Source organism: Anaerotruncus sp. 1XD42-93 (assembly GCF_009917605.1).
Lineage (GTDB): Bacteria > Bacillota > Clostridia > Oscillospirales > Ruminococcaceae > Anaerotruncus.
On sequence record NZ_QZEG01000037.1, the window covers coordinates 1 to 17,897 of the forward strand.

Here is a 17,897-nt window from a genome sequence, read left to right on the forward strand (position 1 = left end):
TGCCGCTTCTTTCGCTGCTGCTGTCCAAATACGTTGTATTGCTATTTGGCTCCTTCTTTATTGACGACACCGTCTAGGCGGATGTTGTGGGACAACCCCCCGCCATATTGCACAGGCGGTTCGGGCGGTGTGCAGTGTGACCCGCCCGGAGCGTTTGACGGCCGTTTCCGAAAAAACGGTGGCATCCCAAGTCCTGCCGCATGGCGGCAAGGGAAAAAAGGTGATTGCGGTAGAGCTGGCTCCTCCGCAGGATTGCGACTGTTCGTTTCTCCTCTCGGCAGCCGGGGAGTTGAAAAGCTGCGGAGCAGATATGATTACAGTGTCGGATTCCCCTCTTTCCCGCGCCCGCGCGGACAGCCTGATGATTGCGGCGAAGATCCGGCGGGAGGTTGGCATTGAGGTTCTGCCGCACCTCTGCTGTCGGGATAAAAACCACATTGCACTTAAAGCAGGGATACTCGGTGCGGCACTGGAAGGGATCAACCGGGTGCTGGTCATCACAGGAGACCCGCCGGTGCAAAGCAATATGCGGAACCCGGGGGTATTCAGCTTCAATTCGTTCGATCTGATCTCGTTTATTGCGAGCATGAATACCGATCTGTTTTCGGGCCGCCCATTTCTGATTGGGGGAGCGCTCAATGTAAACGCGGCGAATTTCCCGGTTGAACTGGAGCGCGCCCGCAAAAAGATCGCACGCGGCGCGGGGATGCTCTTTTCCCAGCCGATTTTCAGCGAACAGGCGGTCAAAAATTTTCTGCTTGCGAGCCGGGAGCTCGACTGTGCGCTTTTTGCGGGAATCCTGCCGGTAGCAGGCTACAGAAATGCACTGTTTCTGGTCAATGAGGTCTCTGGCATTGAGATACCGGATGCAGTAATGCAGTCCCTGAAAGATAAAACGCCTGCACAGGCAGCGGAAATTTCCATTGCGTACAGTGCGGGCATATTGGAACAGGTCTATGACGCGGCGGACGGCTTTTACATCATGACCCCGCTCAAGCGGGTGGATATTGTGCGGGGCCTGATCGAGCGGATACACCGCCGGGAAGAACAGGAGGAGTCAAAATGATCTTAATTGGAGAAAAGCTCAACAGCTCGATCCCCAAAACGCTGGAAGCGTTCCAGGCAAAGGACGAGAGCGCGGTGGTAGAGCTGATCCGCCGTCAAGCGGATGGCGGCGCTCAGTTTCTCGACATCAACACTGCGATCTGCGGGGAAGCAGAGCAGGAGACCCTGCTCTGGGTGATTGGGCTGGTCAAGGACAACTGCGACTGCGGAATCATGATCGATACGACCGATCCGGCAGTGATGGCTGCGGGTGTGCAGGCGGCTGCGGGCAGGGGGCTGATCCTCAATTCGGCGACTATCACCGATCGATTCGAGGAGGTGACCCAGCTGGCACGCGAGAGCGGTGCATCGGTGGTCGGGCTGCCGATCGACAGCGAAGGGATGCCGCACACGGCCCAAGAAAAATGCACCAAAATCGACCTGCTGATGGGGAAGCTCCGCGAAGCGGGGATTCCCGATTCGCGCGTCTATGTCGATGTGCTGATTGAGACACTTGCGACCGACGGAGAGAGTGCTAAAAATGCGATTGCCGCTCTGCGCCACGTTGCTGCGAACTATCCGGATGCACAGACCACCTGCGGGCTTTCCAATATCTCATTCGGGCTGCCCCGCCGTTCGCTCATCAACAGCGCATTCGTCTCCGCTGCGCTCTCCGCGGGCCTGACCAGCGCGATCCTGGATCCTGCCAGTCCGGCCATGCAGGCAGCACTTGCGGCGTCCAGGGTAGTCGCCGGGCAGGATGACTACTGCATGGACTACATCACATACATCCGATCCCAGGAGGAAGAATAGAGCGGCGCGGGGGCATGTCCTGGATGCGGATAGGCGTTCAGCGGTCCCTGATAGACCAGCTCTGCATGGGGGATCCGCATGAAATCCTGCGGACGGACGAGTGAATAGTCCTTGTCAAAAAGGTGCAGGCCGCTTTGTTCCAGCACATAGGCGACAAACTGTGAACAGACAAAATGCCGGCGGCGGTGGAGGGGGATACCTGCCTGAATCGCGAGCAGGCCGGCGAAGTTGTAGCGGAACCGCCATTCCTGCTGCTCAAACTGGCGGATGCTCTGGTGCAGATTCCAGAATTCGCGCGCCCGTACCGGCACCCGATAGACTGCACAGCGGGTGTCGCTGTATTGGCAGTAGATGCCATAGTGGGGCTGCTCTCGGACAAACCCAGCCGCCAGCGGAAAATAGAGGCACTGACGTCCAAAGCTGTAAAGCCGGTCGAGGGAATCGTCCAGCGAGAGTGAGACATGGTTATATTCGGCGCGGTTAAAAAGTTGTAACAGCCGGGAAAAACAGGTCCCGGTCTGGCTGACAACAAAATAGACACAGCGTTCCACAAGGAATCCCTCCATTTGATGATGTACTGTAGTTTCTATCTATCAAAACGAGGGAATGTAACGGCAGACTTCAAATTTTGTCGAAAAAGCGTATAAAAACGAAATATTAGAAAGCAGGGAGCATTTATGATTCGATTCAACCATTTTAATTTCAACGTATTTGATCTGGAAAAGAGCCTGGAATTTTATAAGGATGCCTTGAATCTTACACCGGTGCGGGAGAAAAAAGCGCCGGACGGTTCGTTCCGGCTGGTTTATCTCGGAGACGAAGCGGGAAGTGACTTCACCCTTGAGCTGACCTGGCTACGGGATCGTGAAACCCTCTATAACCTCGGGGATCTGGAGTATCATCTCGCTTTTACGGCTGATAACTTCGATGAGCTGCACGAAAAGCATCAGAAGATGGGCGTGATCTGTTTCGAGAATCCCGGAATGGGCATCTATTTTATCAGTGATCCGGACGGCTACTGGATCGAAATTGTTCCGGTACGGTAATTTCCAAAATTGCCGCCAGAAGGTACATCACGAACAAAGGCAGATAGACATATGTCTATCTGCCTTTGTTTTATAAAAGTCCATATGCGCGATCCTTTGACAGGAGAAATGGTTCTCCTATAGGTCAGACACTGTGTTTCTCCAGCCACTTCCCGGCGCATCCTGCCAGAACGGCGGCACCCAACGGAAGGACCTCTTCGTTAAAAACGATGGCTGGATGGTGGGAGCCTGCCCGATTGTAGATTTCCTCTGGGCCGCCGGCGCCGATGCCCATAAAGACCGAGGGTACCTGTTGGGTCACTTCGGCGAAGTCTTCGCTGCCCATCTGCCGGGGAAGCTCCACCATCTTATTCGCGATCTGCCCCGTGTAATCCGCCAGTTCTGCGGCCAGATCAGGCTGGTTATGGAGGGAAGCAGTTCCCGCGAGGAACTCCACCTCACAGCTCCCACGAAAAAGCGCCGCCATCCCCTGGCAGATCTGCACCAGCCGCTCTTTGGCCATAGCCCGGTTCTGGTTGGAGAACGCCCGTATGCTGCCGGTGAGGACTGCGGCCTCTGGGATGGAATTGTGCAGCTGCCCGGCGTGGAGGGTGCAGACGGTGAGTACCAGCGGGTCCTGTGGGTCGGTCTCCCGGGCGTTTACCTCCTGAAGGGCCAGAAGAATATGAGCGGCGATGTTGATAGGGTCTACCGCATTTTGTGGAATGGCGCCATGCCCAGCCTTGCCGGTGACAGTGATCCGGAAGCTGTCGGAGGAAGCCAGGGCCGGCCCCTGCCGCCACATCACAGTTCCAACATGGTTGACCCCTGGAAAGACGTGAAGCGCCAAAGCCGCGTCTACCTTGGGATTCTCGAGAATCCCCGCTTCTACCATGGCTGCTGCACCCTGGAGACTCTCTTCTCCGGGCTGGAACATGAGTTTTACCTGTCCGGGCAGCTCCGCTTCATGGCGTTTTAAGAGCCGGGCAGCGCCCAGGAGCATCGTGGTATGGATGTCGTGGCCGCAGGTATGCGCATACCCTCCGGCAGCGGCAAAGGGAAGGCCGCTCTGCTCCGGCATCTCCAGCGCATCCATGTCCCCCCGCAGGAGGAACACCTTCCCTCCGGGCCGGCCGATGCAGGCGGTGACTCCGCCCGCCAGTTTCTGTGGCTGAATGCCCAGTGCATCCAACTCCTTGCAGACATGGGCCACCGTGTTGGGGAGCTCCATCCCCAGCTCCGGCATCTGGTGGAGGGTGCGGCGGCAGGACACCAACGCATCCTTTTCCGCCAGCGCTTCCTCATAGAGCAGCTTCATTTCCAACATGATTCCGTCTCCTTTCTGGCTCTGATGGTATAACGGCTAAAAAACGGATGTTATACCGGCTTACCGGCAGGACGATCTGCGGGTGTGCTCCCGCTCCTGCTTCGATGATTCATTCTGTATATAAGATAGCAGCAATTTTGGTGCCATACCCGGTTCCTCCTTTCTTGACAGGGCAGAACCGCCTATGTCATAATAAATAGGTGGATTTGGAGGGAATAGGGTTGCTTTTTCTGAAAATATCCACCGTTTTATCTCCTGTTTTTACCCATTTTACAAAAGGGGGAAGGGTTTTATGGAAAAACATCTGGCCATCGCTACCTGGGATGCTGATTCGGTGGAGCTCTATGCCCAGCAGGTGCGGAATTTTCTGGGGGAGCACATTCAGATCAGTACCTATAGCGTGCAGGGGGGCACTATCGACCAGATTGCCCCGGCAGACGTCTATCTCATCTCCACCTGTGCCCTGATTGGGCGGGAGATTTCCCACACAATTCCCAATAGCGGGGCAGTGGTGATCACTGAAGTGCGGATCACCCGGGAGAGTCTCCACCGTCTGATGGCCATGCCGCGGGGAACCAATGCACTGTTGGTGAACATCAACCAGCCCATGGTTACCGAGACCATCGCCCTGCTCAACCAGTTGGGGGTGGGGCACATTCAGCTGCATCCTTACTATCCGGGAGCCTCGGAACCGCCTCATCTTTCCTGTGCGATCACCACTGGGGAACGGAGGTACGTCCCCCAGTGGGTAGAGGAGATTATTGATCTTGGCCCCCGGCTTCTCAGCGCCAACACCTTTATCGAGCTGGCCTTTCATCTCAAATGTGAACATATGCTGGACCGCCCGGATTTTCGGGCTTACCTCTCCTCGTTGGCGGAGCACGCGTACAGCATTGAGCGGATGTTTCACAGGTCCATTCAGGTGGAGAGTATCTTCGACCTCTTTCAGCAGACACTGGAAGCCGGGGTCATCGGGGTGGACTCGGACGGCACCATCTTTGCCTGCAACTCCAAGGCAGAGGCCATCCTGGAGGTCTCTCCAAATGATCTTTTGGATCGGAAGGCCCGGAAGTCACTCCCATTCCTTCCTTTTGAGGAATGTTTTGAGGATCGAAAGGCCATCCGTTCCCGACTGGTGGAGATCAGCGGCAGTCCGGTGAACGTAAGCCTTCAGCCGGTATTCCGGAATGGGGAACTGATAGGGGCTTTTTGCATTCTCCAACGGTTCCGGGACGAGGAAAAGCGTCAGCAGAAGATTCGACGGCAGATATTGGGGAAAGGGCACAGCACCAAATACACCTTTGACAGTATCGTGGGGCAGAGTCCCGCTATGGTCACCGCGAAAGCACTGGCCAAAAAGATGGCTGCCAGCAATGCCTCTGTCCTCATCAGCGGGGAGAGCGGTACGGGAAAGGAGCTGTTCGCCCACGCCATCCATGCCGCCAGCGCCCGAAGCAGGGAACCGTTTGTAGCCATCAACTGCGCGGCAATCCCCGATTCCCTGTTGGAGAGCCAGCTTTTTGGGTACGAAGAAGGGGCTTTTACCGGAGCAAAAAAAGGAGGGCATATCGGGTTCTTTGAGGCTGCCCGGAGCGGCACCCTTTTTCTGGATGAAATCGAAGCGATGAGTCCGCTGCTCCAAGTGAAGCTCCTGCGGGTTTTGCAGGAAAAGGAGATTGTCCGTCTGGGCGGTGTGGATGTCATCTATGTGAACGTGCGGATTATCGCCGCCACCAATGAGGACCTTCCCGCGATCATTCGCAGGGGGGGATTCCGGAAAGACCTCTATTACCGTCTCAGCGTGCTCCCCTTGAGCCTGCCTCCGCTTCGGGAACGGGGGGAGGATGTGCGCCTGCTCTTTGAAGGGGTCCGGGATGGATTGGGGAAGAAATTCAGCCTGTCTCCGGCTGCCTGGCAGCTTTTAATGACGCATCCGTGGGAGGGGAATGTCCGAGAACTGCACAACTGTGTGGAATATCTGGCCTATCTGGATAAGCCCTCTATCGAGCCGGAGGACCTCCCAGCGACCATTCTTGCCTGCGCCAAAGAGCGAGGGATTTCCCCCGATCCGGATGCTCCCTCTATTCCGCCTGTTTCCCCCGATTTTCCGCCCGTTCCCTCTATTTCTCCTGTTTTTCCGGTGGCCCGCACACCGGCAATGGATACTGTGGACTGGTTGAAATGGAAGGCGGGGCAGAGTCTGCCAGCCTATCGCTTTATCCTGAAGCGGTTGGAAACCGGCTGCTCTATGGGCCGGAAGAGCCTGGCAGCTCTGGCAGCTTTGGAGGGGATTCCGGCCACGGAACAGACGATCCGTACCGCCTTGGCCCATCTGGAAGAGCGGGGGATGATAGAGGTGCGACGGGGCCGGGCTGGCAGCCGTCTCACCCCTTTGGGATTTGAGGTTCTAAGCCTGCTGCAATAACAGGGTGATTGGGCGTCCCTTTTTATATCCGAACCACTTCGATCATTTTTAATGGTGCTGGCGATCTGAAAATGGTGAAAAAACAGGTTGATACGGGTGTCTGAAAAACAAAAATAGGTGAATTGGTTGAGAAAAAAGGATGTTGGAAGTGCAGTTCCAGCATCCCAAAAGCGCACTCTTTTTTTCTTTTCGTCAGGTTCTCTTGTAAGATTGATAAAAAATTATCGTTAATTTTTAGTCAAATACACAAAGTTTTTTGATCCCTTGTAAATTGGCACAGTTTATGCAGTATTATAGAGCGTATCCCGGAAGGATGCGAAAGGAGACATGCAGAGATGCAGTATGATTTTAACAAACCCATTGACCGGTGGGACAACAACGCCGTCAAGTATGACGAGATGGAGCAGAAGTACGGTCGCCGGGACCTGGTCCCCATGTGGATCGCCGATATGGACCTCTGTACCGCCCAGCCGATCATGGACGCCATGGACGCCCGGAACAGGCAGGGGATGTTTGGCTATACCAGCCGTCCAGATTCCTATTTTGAGTCGGTATGCCAATGGCAGGAGAAGCACAATGGCTGGAGGCCCGACCCCGCCCGGTGTATTTTCAGCCTGGGAGTGGTCCCCGCCATCTGTACCTGCGTTCGGGAGTTTTCCCAGCCAGGGGATGAGATCCTTTTCCTCACCCCGGTTTATGGAGAGTTTTTTGACTCGGTGGAAAACTGGGACAGAAAGCCGCTTACCGTTTCGCTCATCGAGCAGGATAACCACTACACGCTCGACTTCGACGCTTTTGAGGAAGCGCTCAAGCGCCGTCCGCCCCTCTTTATCCTCTGCCATCCTCACAACCCGGTAGGGAAGGTGTGGAGCGAGGAGGAGCTGCGCCGGATGGGCGAACTTTGCGTGAAGTATGGCACCCTGATTATCAGCGACGAGATCCACAGCGACCTGATGCTCTTCGGGAACAAACATATCCCGATTGCCTCACTGGGAGGGAAGATCGCGGAAAACACGATCACCTGCACTTCTGCAACCAAGACCTTCAATCTGGCGGGACTCCAGGCGGCGACCATCATCTTCCCCAACCAAGAGCTGATCGCCAAGTATCAGAAGTTCTGGAAATCGCTGGACGTTCATCGGAACAACTGCTTCAGCCTGGTGGCCGTGGAAGCCGCTTTCCGGCATGGAGAGGAATGGCTCACCCAGCTTCTGGCCCATCTGGAATCGAACGTCCTCTATGTGGAGGGGTTCCTTCGGGAAAACATCCCGGAAATCACGATGGCAAGGCCCGAGTGTACTTACCTGCTCTGGCTCAACTGCAAGGGCCTGAACCTCCCCGGTGACGCGCTTCCAAATTTCATGGTGGAGAAGGCGCGCCTCGCCTTGAACGACGGCCGGGCATTCGGTAAGGAGGATGGGGAAGGGTATATGCGGATGAATATTGCCTGTCCCCGCTCCACTGTGGAAAAGGCCCTGTCCCAGCTGAAACAGGCTGTGGACCAGCATATGGGCCGCTAATGCCAGTTTCCCTCCCCGCCCGGCGGGGATGTGAAAGAGCAGCCCCGTCTGCCCCACCTCTTGTGGAGGCGGGCGGCACTGCAAAAAAATGAGGAGGACTTACTTATGGCAAAAAACAAAAACGGCAGTTCCCTGGAAAAGAAGGGTGCCATTGTCCGGGCCATGGATGCCGTGGAACGGGTGGGCAATGCGCTCCCCAACCCCGCAACCATTTTCCTGATCCTTACCCTGGCAGTCATCATTATCTCTGCGATCTGCGGCTCGCTGGGGGTATCGGTGACCTACGAGACGATTGACACCGCCAACGGCAACGCCATCGTCGAAAAGACGGTAAACGCAGTCAACCTGCTCACCCCTGATTCGATCCGCCATCTGGTCACCACTGTGGTCAGCAGCTTCACCGGCTTCTTCGCGCTTGGCACCGTCTTCACCATTATGATCGGTGTCGGCGTGGCGGACGGCAGCGGCATGATCTCTGCCATGCTGAGAAGAGCCGCAAACTCCGCCCCAAAAACACTGGTTACCGCCATGGTCGTATTCCTTGGCATTATGTCCAACATCGCTTCCTCCACCGGTTACGTGGTGCTGGTCCCGCTGGGCGCGATCCTCTTTATGGCCTTCGGGCGGCATCCGATTGCCGGCCTGGCAGCGGCTTTTGCCGGTGTTTCCGGCGGTTGGAGCGCCAACCTTCTGATCGGTACCAATGACCCGATGTTCGCGGGAATGTCCACCCAGGCGGCCCAGACACTGGACCCCAACTACATGGTTACTCCGGTCTGCAACTGGTTCTTTATGTTTGTCTCCACCTTCCTGATCACCGCTGTCGGTACCTTCGTCACCGATAAGCTGGTTGAACCCCATCTGGGCAAATACGAGGGCGCTGTGGATGGCGCTACCGAGGAACTCACCCCTGCTGAGAAAAGAGGTCTGAAATTTGCCGGGATCGCCAGCCTGATCTATGTCGCTCTGATCGTCATTGCAGTGGCTCCCTCCAACGGCCTCCTGCGCAATCCCGAGACCGGCGGTTTCCTCTCCAGCCCGTTCATGAGCGGTATCATCTTCTTCATCATGCTGCTGCTCCTCATCTCCGGTATTGCCTACGGTATCGGAGCGGGCACCATCAAAAACGATGAAGACGTTATCCAGCTGATGAACAAATGTATCTCCGGCCTGGCGAGCTTCATGGTTCTGATCTTCTTTGCTGCTCAGTTCACCACCTGCTTCAACTACTCCAATCTGGGCACCATCATCTCGGTATCGGGCGCAAACTTCCTAAAGGACATCGGCTTTGTGGGACTGCCGCTGGTTATCTGCTTCATCATCCTCACCGCTTTCATCAACATCTTTATCGCCGTGGACAGCGCAAAATGGGCGATCATGGCGCCGATCTTCGTGCCCATGTTTATGCGGCTTGGCCTCTCTCCCGAGCTGACCCAGGTTGCATACCGCATCGGGGACTCCAGCACCAACATCATTGCCCCGCTCATGCCGTTCTTTGTCCTGACAGTGGCATTCTTCCAGAAGTATGACAAAAAAGCCGGTATCGGCAGCGTTATCTCCACCATGCTGCCCTATTCGATCTGCTTCCTGCTGGGCTGGATCGTTCTCTTCTCGATCTGGTATCTCCTTGGCCTGCCTCTTGGCCCGGGTGCATCCCTGTTCTATCCTGCCTGATCATTTTCATTCTTTCCGGGAAGCGGCTGTGTGTATTGGAACTGCGCGCAACCGCTTCCCCAAGCCATTACAAAAAACGAAAGGAGCGCAACCATTATGCTGCCAAAGGAAGGCCGAATCAAAGAATTGCTCCGCCAGAAGGGTCTGGACGGGGCGATCGTCTCTTCCCCGGAAAATTTTCATTATGTCACCGGTTTTGGGGGCCATCAGCATACCGTTTCCCGCCAGCCCGGATTTTCTGTGGCGGTGGTCTCTGCCCGGGAGGATGTCCCCACCCAGCTTACCACCATGGATTTTGAGGTCCCGACCTTTGAGAAGAAGAGCGCCGGGCGGTTCATCATCAAAAAGTATGACACTTGGGTGGGGCTCAAGACATGGGACGAGATCGCCAACGGTGCCATGATCCCCCCGCCGGCAGTGATGGAAAGTTCTCTGGACGTGGTAAAAAAGATGGTTCGGGAGATGGACCTGGCGGACAAAAAGTTGGGGCTGGAGATGGAGTATCTTCCGGTTCTGTGTTATAATGATATTGCCGCCGCTTTCCCCGAGGCGAAATTTGAGAATATCTCCGATCTTTTTGTCTTTGCGCGGAGTGTCAAAACCCCGGAAGAAATCGAGATGTTCCGCACCCTCTGCCGGGTTGCCGACGAGGGGTTCACCGCTGTGAGCAAGATTGCGAAGCCCGGCGTCAGTGAGCGGGAGCTGGTGGAAACCTTCCGCAGGACGGTAAATGCCACCGGCCTTGCTGTACCGAGCGCCTGGTCGATGTTCTCTACAGGGGAGTCCGGTTCCCGACTCACCCTTCCGGGGGATGGCGTCATCCAAAAGGGGGATGTGGTAAAATTTGACGCAGGCGTCAACGCCGAGTTCGATTTCTATACCACCGATACCTCCCGCTCCTGGGTGATGGAAGGCGCGGACCCCGTCCTCTACAAGCTGAAAGACCGCCTCTATGAGGGCCTGCAAAGGATGATAGCCGCTGCCAAACCGGGACTTCCGATCTGTGATCTGTATCATGTGGCATACGATTATGTGAAGGAGATGTTCCCCGCCTATGTCCGGGGGCATCAGGGACACAGCATCAGCATGGGCCCTGCCACCTGCGAGGCCCCCGTCATCAATGCAGGCACCACTCGCCCGCTGGAAGCCGGAATGATTCTGGCCATGGAGGTCCCCTGCTATATCCCCGGCGTGCAAGGCTTTAACATCGAAGATATGGTACTCATCACCGAGGACGGCTGCGAGGTACTCACCCCCAATACCCCCCACTACCTCTAATCCCCAGAGCCTGTTCCGGACTGTCTCCCCGCTTCTCACCGGCGGAATGCTTTGGCGGCCTTTGCGTGGTGGTACCGCTTCCCGGAGGAGAGCGGGGAGAGGCTTTTTGCAGAGGAAACAGCATTCTGAAAAGGTGTGGTACAGGTTCTAATCCTCTGTCATTTCAAGAAAGAAAGGAAGATGCAGTGATGAAGGTACTGATTGTAGGAGGCGTCGCCGGCGGGGCCGGAGCGGCTGCCCGTCTGCGCCGCAACGACGAAAAAGCAGAGATTATCCTCTTTGAGAAAGGGGAGTATATCTCCTTCGCCAACTGTGGCCTGCCTTATTATATCGGCGGCACCATCACCGAAAGGGCAAAGCTTCAGGTGCAGACTCCGCAGGCATTCCGGGCCCGCTTTAACGTAGATGTCCGGGTACAGCATGAGGTCACCGGCGTCGATTCCGCCGCAAAAACTGTCACAGTAAAGAACCACGCCACCGGCGAGACCTATACCGAGAGTTATGACAGCCTGGTTCTTTCCCCCGGGGCTTCCCCTATCCGGCCCAAGATGCCTGGGATGGAGGAAAACCACATCTTCACCCTCCGGAATATCCCCGATACATATGCTATTTATGACCATATTCAGCAAGCCGCTCCCAAGACTGCCGCGGTGATCGGAGCCGGGTTCATCGGTCTGGAGATGGCGGAAAATCTGGCAGACCGGGGGCTTGCAGTCTCGGTGGTGGAGGCCGCTCCCCACGTCATGGCTCCCCTTGATATGGATATGGCACATACCGTCCATAACTATATCCGCGGGAAGGGCCTCGGACTCTATGTCGGGAAAAAATGCTCCGGCTTTACCAAAGACAGCGTCCTTCTGGATGACGGTACTGCTGTCCCCGCCGATATGGTAATCCTCAGTATCGGCGTTGCTCCTGAGACCCGGTTTCTGGAAGGGAGCGGGGTCGAGCTGGGCAGACGGGGAGAGATTCTGGTGGATGAGGAGCTGCGCACCAGTGTCCCGGACATCTATGCGCTGGGAGATGCCGCCACGGTAAAAAACATCGTTACCGGCAAGGTACAGGTGATCCCGCTGGCCGGCCCCGCCAACAAGCAGGCCCGGATTGTGGCAGACGTGATCTGCGGCAAAAAGGCGCGTTACAAAGGAAGCCAGGGGACCTCTGTCATGAAGTTCTTTGACCAGGTGGTAGCCTGCACAGGTGAAAAGGAGGAGTCTCTCAAAGCCGCCGGAATTCCGTTCCACAAGACCTTTACCATCTCTGCCAGCCATGCGGGATACTATCCCGGGAGCAGCCAGATGATCGTGAAGCTGCTCTACACCCCTGATGAAGGGAAGGTACTGGGCGCTCAGATCGTGGGAGGGGACGGTGTTGACAAGCGGATCGACCATCTGGCCAACGCCGTACGGTTTGGGCTCACCGTTTATGACCTTCAGGAGATGGAGCTGGCCTATGCGCCGCCCTTCTCGAGCGCGAAGGATCCGGTGAACATGGCCGGTTTTGTGGCGCAGAACGTTCTGGAGGGGACCATGAATCCCTTCTACGCCGAGGACGTGGAGGATCTCCCGGAAAACGCGGTCTGCATCGACGTCAGAGCACCCAGGGAGCTGGAAGCACTGGGTACGGTTCCCGGCTTTGTGAACATACCGGTGGATCAGCTTCGCCAGCGCCTTGATGAGATCGACCTTTCCAAACCGCTCTATATCACCTGTCAGGTGGGTCTGCGGGGGTATGTCGCCCAGCGGATCCTTGCCCAGAGCGGAGCCAATGAGGTCCACAACCTTTCCGGCGGCTATACCCTGTATTCCGCTTATCGGAAAGACCTCGCCGGTATGGCTGACGCTGAAAAGAAGAGCTGTGCCTCCTGCGGGAAACAGGAATAGGGTCATATAAAGTACGCAAGCTGTGCTGCTGGTTATGCAGTGCGCCGCAGAGCTATTAGAAGCGGTTCTCAGCGGCCAAAGTGCCGCAGGCTTCACGAGGAATCCAAACATTCTTTCAAAATCAGGAGTGTAAAAAATGCTGGAAAAAAGCACTTACGAAACCTATATCCGCATCCTTGAGGAGGAGCTGGTTCCCGCCCTGGGATGCACCGAGCCGATCGCCATTGCGCTGGCCTCCGCCAAAGCCCGGGAGGCGCTCGGAGTCATGCCCGAGAAAATCCGGGCCGCATGCAGCGGGAATATCATCAAGAATGCCAAGGGCGTTATCGTCCCGACCACCGGCAACATGAAGGGCATCAATACCAGCGCCATTCTGGGTGCTGTGGCCGGAGACCCCAGCCTTGGCCTTGAAGTTCTCAGCAAGGTGGGGCCCGATGACCTTCAGAAGACCCGGGAACTGTTGGAAGCCGGGATTTGTACCGAGGAGCTGCTGGACACCCCCTCCCGCCTTCACATTGTCATCTGGATGGAAGGGGGCGGCCATACCGCTCTGGCAGAAATCCGGGACGAGCATACCAATATCATCCGCATCGAGCGGGATGACGAGAAGCTCTTCTATCAGGAGCCGGTAGAGGCCGCCGAGGAGGAGGAAACCTCCGATCTGGATGCGCTGAATCTGGCTGATATTCTGGAATTTGCCAATACAGTGAATCTGGAAGAGGTCCTGCCCATGCTGTCCCGGCAGGTGGAATACAATACCCGCATTGCCCAGGAAGGGATGACCCATATCTATGGCGGCAGGGTGGGGGCGACGCTCCTGCGCCACTATGGGGATAACGTACGCATCCGCGCCCGGGCCATGGCTGCCGCTGGCAGTGACGCCCGAATGGGTGGATGTGTCCTGCCGGTAGTCATCAACTCGGGCAGCGGAAACCAGGGGATCACCTGCTCGGTACCGATCGTGGTCTATGCAAAATACTTGGGCGCCGCGGACGAAACCATGTACCGCGCTCTGGTGGTGAGCAATCTCGTGGCCCTGCTCCAGAAGAGGGGGATTGGACGTCTTTCCGCGTTTTGCGGGGCGGTCTGCGCCGCCTGCGGCAGCGGGGCGGGGATCACCTATCTCCACGGTGGTGACTATGATACCATAGGCCGCACCATCACCAACACACTGGCCAACGTTTCGGGTATTGTCTGCGACGGTGCCAAGGGCAGCTGCGCCGCCAAGATTGCTGCATCGGTGGATGCGGCCATTCTGGCGCATGAGATGTCCATGGATGGAAATACCTTCGGGGCCGGGGAGGGCCTGGTAAAAGAGAGCGTGGAACAGACCATTGCCAGCATTGGCCGGATGGCGGCGGAGGGTATGCGGGAAACCGACACCGAGATCCTCAAAATTATGATCGGGCAGGGTTCCACCTGTTGATGCAATAGATAGATTTCCATAGAGGAGCGCCTCCGTACCATCAAAGGCCGTACCTACACGGCCTTTGATGGGGTGGGGGCGTTTTTTGTTTGCATTGATTGGTGATTTTTTCCATCCAACTTTCGCGCGTAGCAGGGAAATTCAGGCGTGCCGCATATTTCAATACCCCCGCTCCATACTTTCAGTATGCGGTTGACCGCAAGGAAAAAGAAAAGGCTGAAAGTTATGAAAAAGATTACCTTTGCAAACAAATTGGGCTATATGCTGGGTGACGTGGCAAACAACATGTCGTTTGCGATGTCCTCTTCCTTCCTGCTCGCATTTTATACCGATGTAGCAGGAATTTCTGCGGCGGCAGCGGGTGTGCTGTTCCTGGTGGCGCGGTTTTGGGACGCGTTTAATGACCCGTTCATGGGTGTCCTTACCGACAGGATGTTTGCGCGCCGTCTGCGGCGTCAGCGGGGAGCACCAGCGGACAAATTCCGTCCGTTTCTGTTGCAAGGCTCCTGGATCGTGATTGCCTGCGCCATTCTGATGTTCTTTATGCCGTCCGGGCTGACGCCGATCCAGAAACTGGTCTGGGCCTATGCGACCTATATTCTCTGGGGGATGGCGTACACGTTTGTCAATATTCCGTACGGCTCTCTGGCTGCGGTAATGACGCAGGACACCGCCGAACGCGCTTCGCTTTCGGTGGCGCGCGGAATCGGCGGTACGGTGGGAAACCTTATCCCGCGGATGCTGGTGCCGCTGATCCTCAGCTATTTTGCGGAGGATCAGGCGAAAGGCTATCTGATGGCTATGGTGGCAATGGGTGCAATCGGCATCGTTTCCTATGTGATCGCCTATTTTACCGTACAGGAGAATATCAGATCGACCGAACCTCCCAAGGCGCGGGAGGAGGTACGGCCGGTCGAATACCTGCGGGTGATCGGGCAGAACCGCCCGTTTATCTCGGTCTCGGTTGCGTCTCTCGCGATGATCTTCGGCACCATGATCAACGGTGCCATGCTGATCTATTATTTCAAAAACAACCTGAATGCATTCACGCTGATGGGCGTCACAACGATCATCAGTATGGTGCCGCCCCTGCTGATCGCCCCGTTTCTTTCGCGGCTGGTCAGGCGGTTCGGCATACAGGCGGTCACAGCGGTTGGGAGCCTCCTTTCGGCAGTCTTTTTCGGGCTGACCTTCCTGCTGCCCGATAACATCTGGCTGTATATCGTCCTGTCCTTCCTCTCCACACTGACTATGAATATCCCCAATTCACTGGTCTGGGGGATGGTTTCCGACTGCATCGACTACAACCAGTATCTCACTGGGAACCGGCAGGAGGGGATTATCTATGGAACCTACAGCTTTGTCCGAAAAACCGGTCAGGCATTCGCCGGGTTTTTAGCGGGGCTGGGGCTGGACCTGGTTGGCTATAACGCCGATCTAGCGGTGCAGAGTGCAGGGACGCTGCTCGGCATCAAATTTTTGACCTTGGGCCTGCCCGCAATCGGGATGCTGGTTGCGTGGTTCGCCTACCAGTTCATCTGGAATCTGAGTGCGGAGAAAAAGCAGGAGGTCTACCGTCGCATCAACGGGGACAATGAGGGCAGGGGGGCGGCAGCATGAGACCGGCGAAGGAATATCTGACCGTCTGCACCATTGGTTCGCTCGGTTACGAGACGCTCGAACTGCTCTGGCGGGGATTTACCCATTGGTCGATGGGGATAGCAGGCGGCGCGGGATTTCTGCTGCTCTACCTGGCAGACCTGCGGATGCAGGGGCGTTCACTTTTACGGCGCGCGCTGACCGGCTGTGCCATCCTCACCTCGGTCGAATTTGCGGCGGGCTGCGTGGTCAACAAGCTGCTGGGGCTGGATGTCTGGGATTACTCGGACGAGCAGGGCAACCTGTTTGGGCAGATCTGTCCGCTTTACGCGATCCTCTGGTTTCTGCTCTGTATCCCAGTGATGCCACTGGGCCGGATGCTGCGCAACCGTCTTTCTCCTCCGCCGTTTGTCCGGCAAATCGCAGGCTGAAAAGCCTGCTTTTTCTATATGGGGAAGCTGGAAATGCTTCTCCTGTAAAAAACCGGGCTGTCGGGTGTGTCCCGTCAGTCCGGTTTTCGTATCTCCATTTATTTGGAAGTGTTTTGACGGTCAGCTTTGCCGCCCAATCTGGTCAGCAGGGTGACAATCCCGATGATCAGGAGGATCACCGCAAAGATGCCAACCATCCCTAAGCCCATGATTTCCAGGGAAATCATAAAGTTGGCCATTGCCTGTGCACCAAACATCCGTTTTCCCTCCTTCCTTATTTCACAAACTGCGGAACCAGATAGAGAACGATTCCGCCCGCGATGACCGATCCAATCTGTCCGGAGACGTTTGCGCCGATCGCGTGCATCAGCAGGTGGTTCTGGTTATCCTCTTTCAACGCCATCTTCTGAATTACGCGCGCGGACATCGGGAAAGCCGAGATACCGGCTGCGCCGATCATCGGGTTGATCTTCTCTTTGAGGAAGAGGTTGAGCAGCTTCGCAAACAGGCAGCCGCCGATGCTGTCGAAGATAAATGCGATCAGACCCAGTCCCATGATGAGGAAGGTCTCCCAGGTGACAAACTGTTCTGCCTGCATCGAAAACGAGATTGTGATGCCAAGCAGCAGGGTAATGATGTTCGCAAACTCGTTTTGAGCGGTTTGGGCGAGTGAGTTAAGCACCCCGCATTCCCGCAGCAGGTTGCCGAACATCAGGAAACCGACCAGCGAAACCGACATCGGTGCAACCAGCCCCGCAATGATTGTCACAAGGATTGGGAAAAGGATGCGGGTGGTTTTGGTGATGTTTTTTGGATTGTAGTGCATCCGGATGCAGCGTTCTTTCCGGGTAGTGACCAGCTTGATTGCCATTGGCTGGATGATTGGCACCAACGCCATATAGGAATAGGCCGCAACTGCGATAGCACCCATATATTGGGATTTGAAAATCTGCGAAACCATAATCGAAGTGGGGCCATCCGCCGCGCCAATGATGCCGATGCAGGCCGCGTCTTTGAGGTCAAAGCCGAAGAGCGCCGCCAGAGAAATCGTGAAAAAGATGCCGAACTGTGCCGCTGCGCCGAATACCATCATCTTTGGATTGGAAAGCAGGGGGCCGAAGTCGATCATTGCGCCAATGCCGATAAACAGCAGGATCGGGAGCGCTTCGGACGCCTCAATGGTGGTCTGGAACAGCCATTGGATGATCCCCTGCGCCTCAATCCCACCCTGTAAAACCTGATCGAGTACGCCGGTCAGCGGCAGGTTCACCAAAATGGCGCCGAAGCCCATCGGCATGAGCAGCGCGGGTTCAAACTCTTTGGCAATCGCCAGATAGATCAGAAGCCCGCCGATACCATACATGACGATCTGCTGCCAGGTGACCGACATGATTCCGGATAGTAAGAAATCCATTTGATTTTCCCCTTTCAACTTGACTGGATTGTTTGCCT

General features: G+C 56.1%; 15 protein-coding genes. 11 read left to right on the forward strand and 4 right to left on the reverse strand.

Annotated elements, in window-relative coordinates; genetic code table 11:
* The first annotated feature begins 127 nt into the window (after positions 1-127).
* Together D5269_RS12310 and D5269_RS12315 are read left to right on the forward strand one after the other, a co-directional pair.
* Positions 128-1,066, forward strand: a complete 939-nt coding sequence (locus D5269_RS12310) for a methylenetetrahydrofolate reductase (RefSeq protein WP_166545179.1) — start codon at positions 128-130, stop codon at positions 1,064-1,066.
* Positions 1,063-1,857, forward strand: coding sequence for a dihydropteroate synthase (locus D5269_RS12315; RefSeq protein ID WP_120485723.1), 795 nt, complete (start codon positions 1,063-1,065; stop codon positions 1,855-1,857). Before D5269_RS12310 ends, D5269_RS12315 begins: the two co-directional genes overlap by 4 nt.
* Here the strand turns inward: D5269_RS12315 and D5269_RS12320 are convergent.
* A complete protein-coding gene (locus D5269_RS12320) occupies positions 1,821-2,408 on the reverse strand; it encodes a hypothetical protein (protein ID WP_016316029.1) in 588 nt (195 codons plus the stop codon). The genes D5269_RS12315 and D5269_RS12320 overlap by 37 nt on opposite strands.
* 126 nt (positions 2,409-2,534) lie before the next feature.
* On the opposite strand from D5269_RS12320, the gene D5269_RS12325 reads away from it, so the two are divergent.
* Positions 2,535-2,903 carry a VOC family protein gene (locus D5269_RS12325; protein WP_016316030.1) on the forward strand — a complete coding sequence of 123 codons (369 nt, stop codon included), beginning with the start codon at positions 2,535-2,537 and terminating at the stop codon, positions 2,901-2,903.
* 124 nt (positions 2,904-3,027) lie between these two features.
* On the opposite strand, the gene D5269_RS12330 is transcribed toward D5269_RS12325, so the two are convergent.
* Entirely contained in the window at positions 3,028-4,209 is a 1,182-nt protein-coding gene (locus D5269_RS12330) for a M20 family metallopeptidase (RefSeq protein ID WP_120485724.1), read from the reverse strand.
* Between the two features lie 292 nt (positions 4,210-4,501).
* Between D5269_RS12330 and D5269_RS12335 the strand changes: the two genes are divergently transcribed.
* The 8 genes from D5269_RS12335 (at position 4,502) to D5269_RS12370 (ending at position 16,445) form a co-directional block, all read left to right on the forward strand.
* Positions 4,502-6,634, forward strand: a complete 2,133-nt coding sequence (locus D5269_RS12335; RefSeq protein WP_016316032.1) for a sigma 54-interacting transcriptional regulator — start codon at positions 4,502-4,504, stop codon at positions 6,632-6,634.
* Positions 6,635-6,969: 335 nt separating this feature from the next.
* Positions 6,970-8,154, forward strand: coding sequence for a MalY/PatB family protein (locus D5269_RS12340; protein ID WP_120485725.1), 1,185 nt, complete (start codon positions 6,970-6,972; stop codon positions 8,152-8,154).
* 162 nt (positions 8,155-8,316) lie between these two features.
* Positions 8,317-9,828, forward strand: a complete 1,512-nt coding sequence (locus D5269_RS12345; RefSeq protein ID WP_243126818.1) for an AbgT family transporter — start codon at positions 8,317-8,319, stop codon at positions 9,826-9,828.
* Between the two features lie 96 nt (positions 9,829-9,924).
* Complete coding sequence (locus D5269_RS12350) at positions 9,925-11,106, forward strand: Xaa-Pro peptidase family protein (RefSeq protein ID WP_120485727.1); 1,182 nt, start codon at positions 9,925-9,927, stop codon at positions 11,104-11,106.
* A gap of 188 nt (positions 11,107-11,294) precedes the next feature.
* Positions 11,295-12,989 carry an FAD-dependent oxidoreductase gene (locus D5269_RS12355; RefSeq protein WP_120485728.1) on the forward strand — a complete coding sequence of 565 codons (1,695 nt, stop codon included), beginning with the start codon at positions 11,295-11,297 and terminating at the stop codon, positions 12,987-12,989.
* 136 nt (positions 12,990-13,125) lie between these two features.
* Complete coding sequence (locus D5269_RS12360; RefSeq protein WP_016316037.1) at positions 13,126-14,415, forward strand: L-serine ammonia-lyase, iron-sulfur-dependent, subunit alpha; 1,290 nt, start codon at positions 13,126-13,128, stop codon at positions 14,413-14,415.
* Between the two features lie 225 nt (positions 14,416-14,640).
* Entirely contained in the window at positions 14,641-16,035 is a 1,395-nt protein-coding gene (locus D5269_RS12365) for an MFS transporter (protein WP_158604969.1), read from the forward strand.
* Entirely contained in the window at positions 16,032-16,445 is a 414-nt protein-coding gene (locus tag D5269_RS12370) for a hypothetical protein (RefSeq protein WP_120485730.1), read from the forward strand. The genes D5269_RS12365 and D5269_RS12370 overlap by 4 nt, the downstream gene beginning before the upstream one ends.
* A 98-nt stretch (positions 16,446-16,543) precedes the next feature.
* Here the strand turns inward: D5269_RS12370 and D5269_RS12375 are convergent, their stop codons facing one another.
* Positions 16,544-16,702 (reverse strand): hypothetical protein, encoded by a 159-nt coding sequence (locus D5269_RS12375; RefSeq protein ID WP_016316040.1) that lies wholly within the window; start codon positions 16,700-16,702, stop codon positions 16,544-16,546.
* Positions 16,703-16,719: 17 nt separating this feature from the next.
* A complete protein-coding gene (locus D5269_RS12380; RefSeq protein WP_016316041.1) occupies positions 16,720-17,859 on the reverse strand; it encodes a sodium ion-translocating decarboxylase subunit beta in 1,140 nt (379 codons plus the stop codon).
* Positions 17,860-17,897: the final 38 nt, after the last annotated feature.

Bases quoted from the DNA above. Each gene is read 5' to 3' on its own strand.
- D5269_RS12315 (WP_120485723.1), top strand. From the start codon at position 1,063: ATGATCTTAATTGGAGAAAAGCTCAACAGCTCGATCCCCAAAACGCTG.
- D5269_RS12325 (WP_016316030.1), top strand. From the start codon at position 2,535: ATGATTCGATTCAACCATTTTAATTTCAACGTATTTGATCTGGAAAAG.
- D5269_RS12330 (WP_120485724.1), bottom strand. From the start codon at position 4,209: ATGTTGGAAATGAAGCTGCTCTATGAGGAAGCGCTGGCGGAAAAGGAT.
- D5269_RS12335 (WP_016316032.1), top strand. From the start codon at position 4,502: ATGGAAAAACATCTGGCCATCGCTACCTGGGATGCTGATTCGGTGGAG.
- D5269_RS12340 (WP_120485725.1), top strand. From the start codon at position 6,970: ATGCAGTATGATTTTAACAAACCCATTGACCGGTGGGACAACAACGCC.
- D5269_RS12345 (WP_243126818.1), top strand. From the start codon at position 8,317: ATGGATGCCGTGGAACGGGTGGGCAATGCGCTCCCCAACCCCGCAACC.
- D5269_RS12350 (WP_120485727.1), top strand. From the start codon at position 9,925: ATGCTGCCAAAGGAAGGCCGAATCAAAGAATTGCTCCGCCAGAAGGGT.
- D5269_RS12355 (WP_120485728.1), top strand. From the start codon at position 11,295: ATGAAGGTACTGATTGTAGGAGGCGTCGCCGGCGGGGCCGGAGCGGCT.
- D5269_RS12360 (WP_016316037.1), top strand. From the start codon at position 13,126: ATGCTGGAAAAAAGCACTTACGAAACCTATATCCGCATCCTTGAGGAG.
- D5269_RS12365 (WP_158604969.1), top strand. From the start codon at position 14,641: ATGAAAAAGATTACCTTTGCAAACAAATTGGGCTATATGCTGGGTGAC.
- D5269_RS12370 (WP_120485730.1), top strand. From the start codon at position 16,032: ATGAGACCGGCGAAGGAATATCTGACCGTCTGCACCATTGGTTCGCTC.
- D5269_RS12375 (WP_016316040.1), bottom strand. From the start codon at position 16,702: ATGTTTGGTGCACAGGCAATGGCCAACTTTATGATTTCCCTGGAAATC.
- D5269_RS12380 (WP_016316041.1), bottom strand. From the start codon at position 17,859: ATGGATTTCTTACTATCCGGAATCATGTCGGTCACCTGGCAGCAGATC.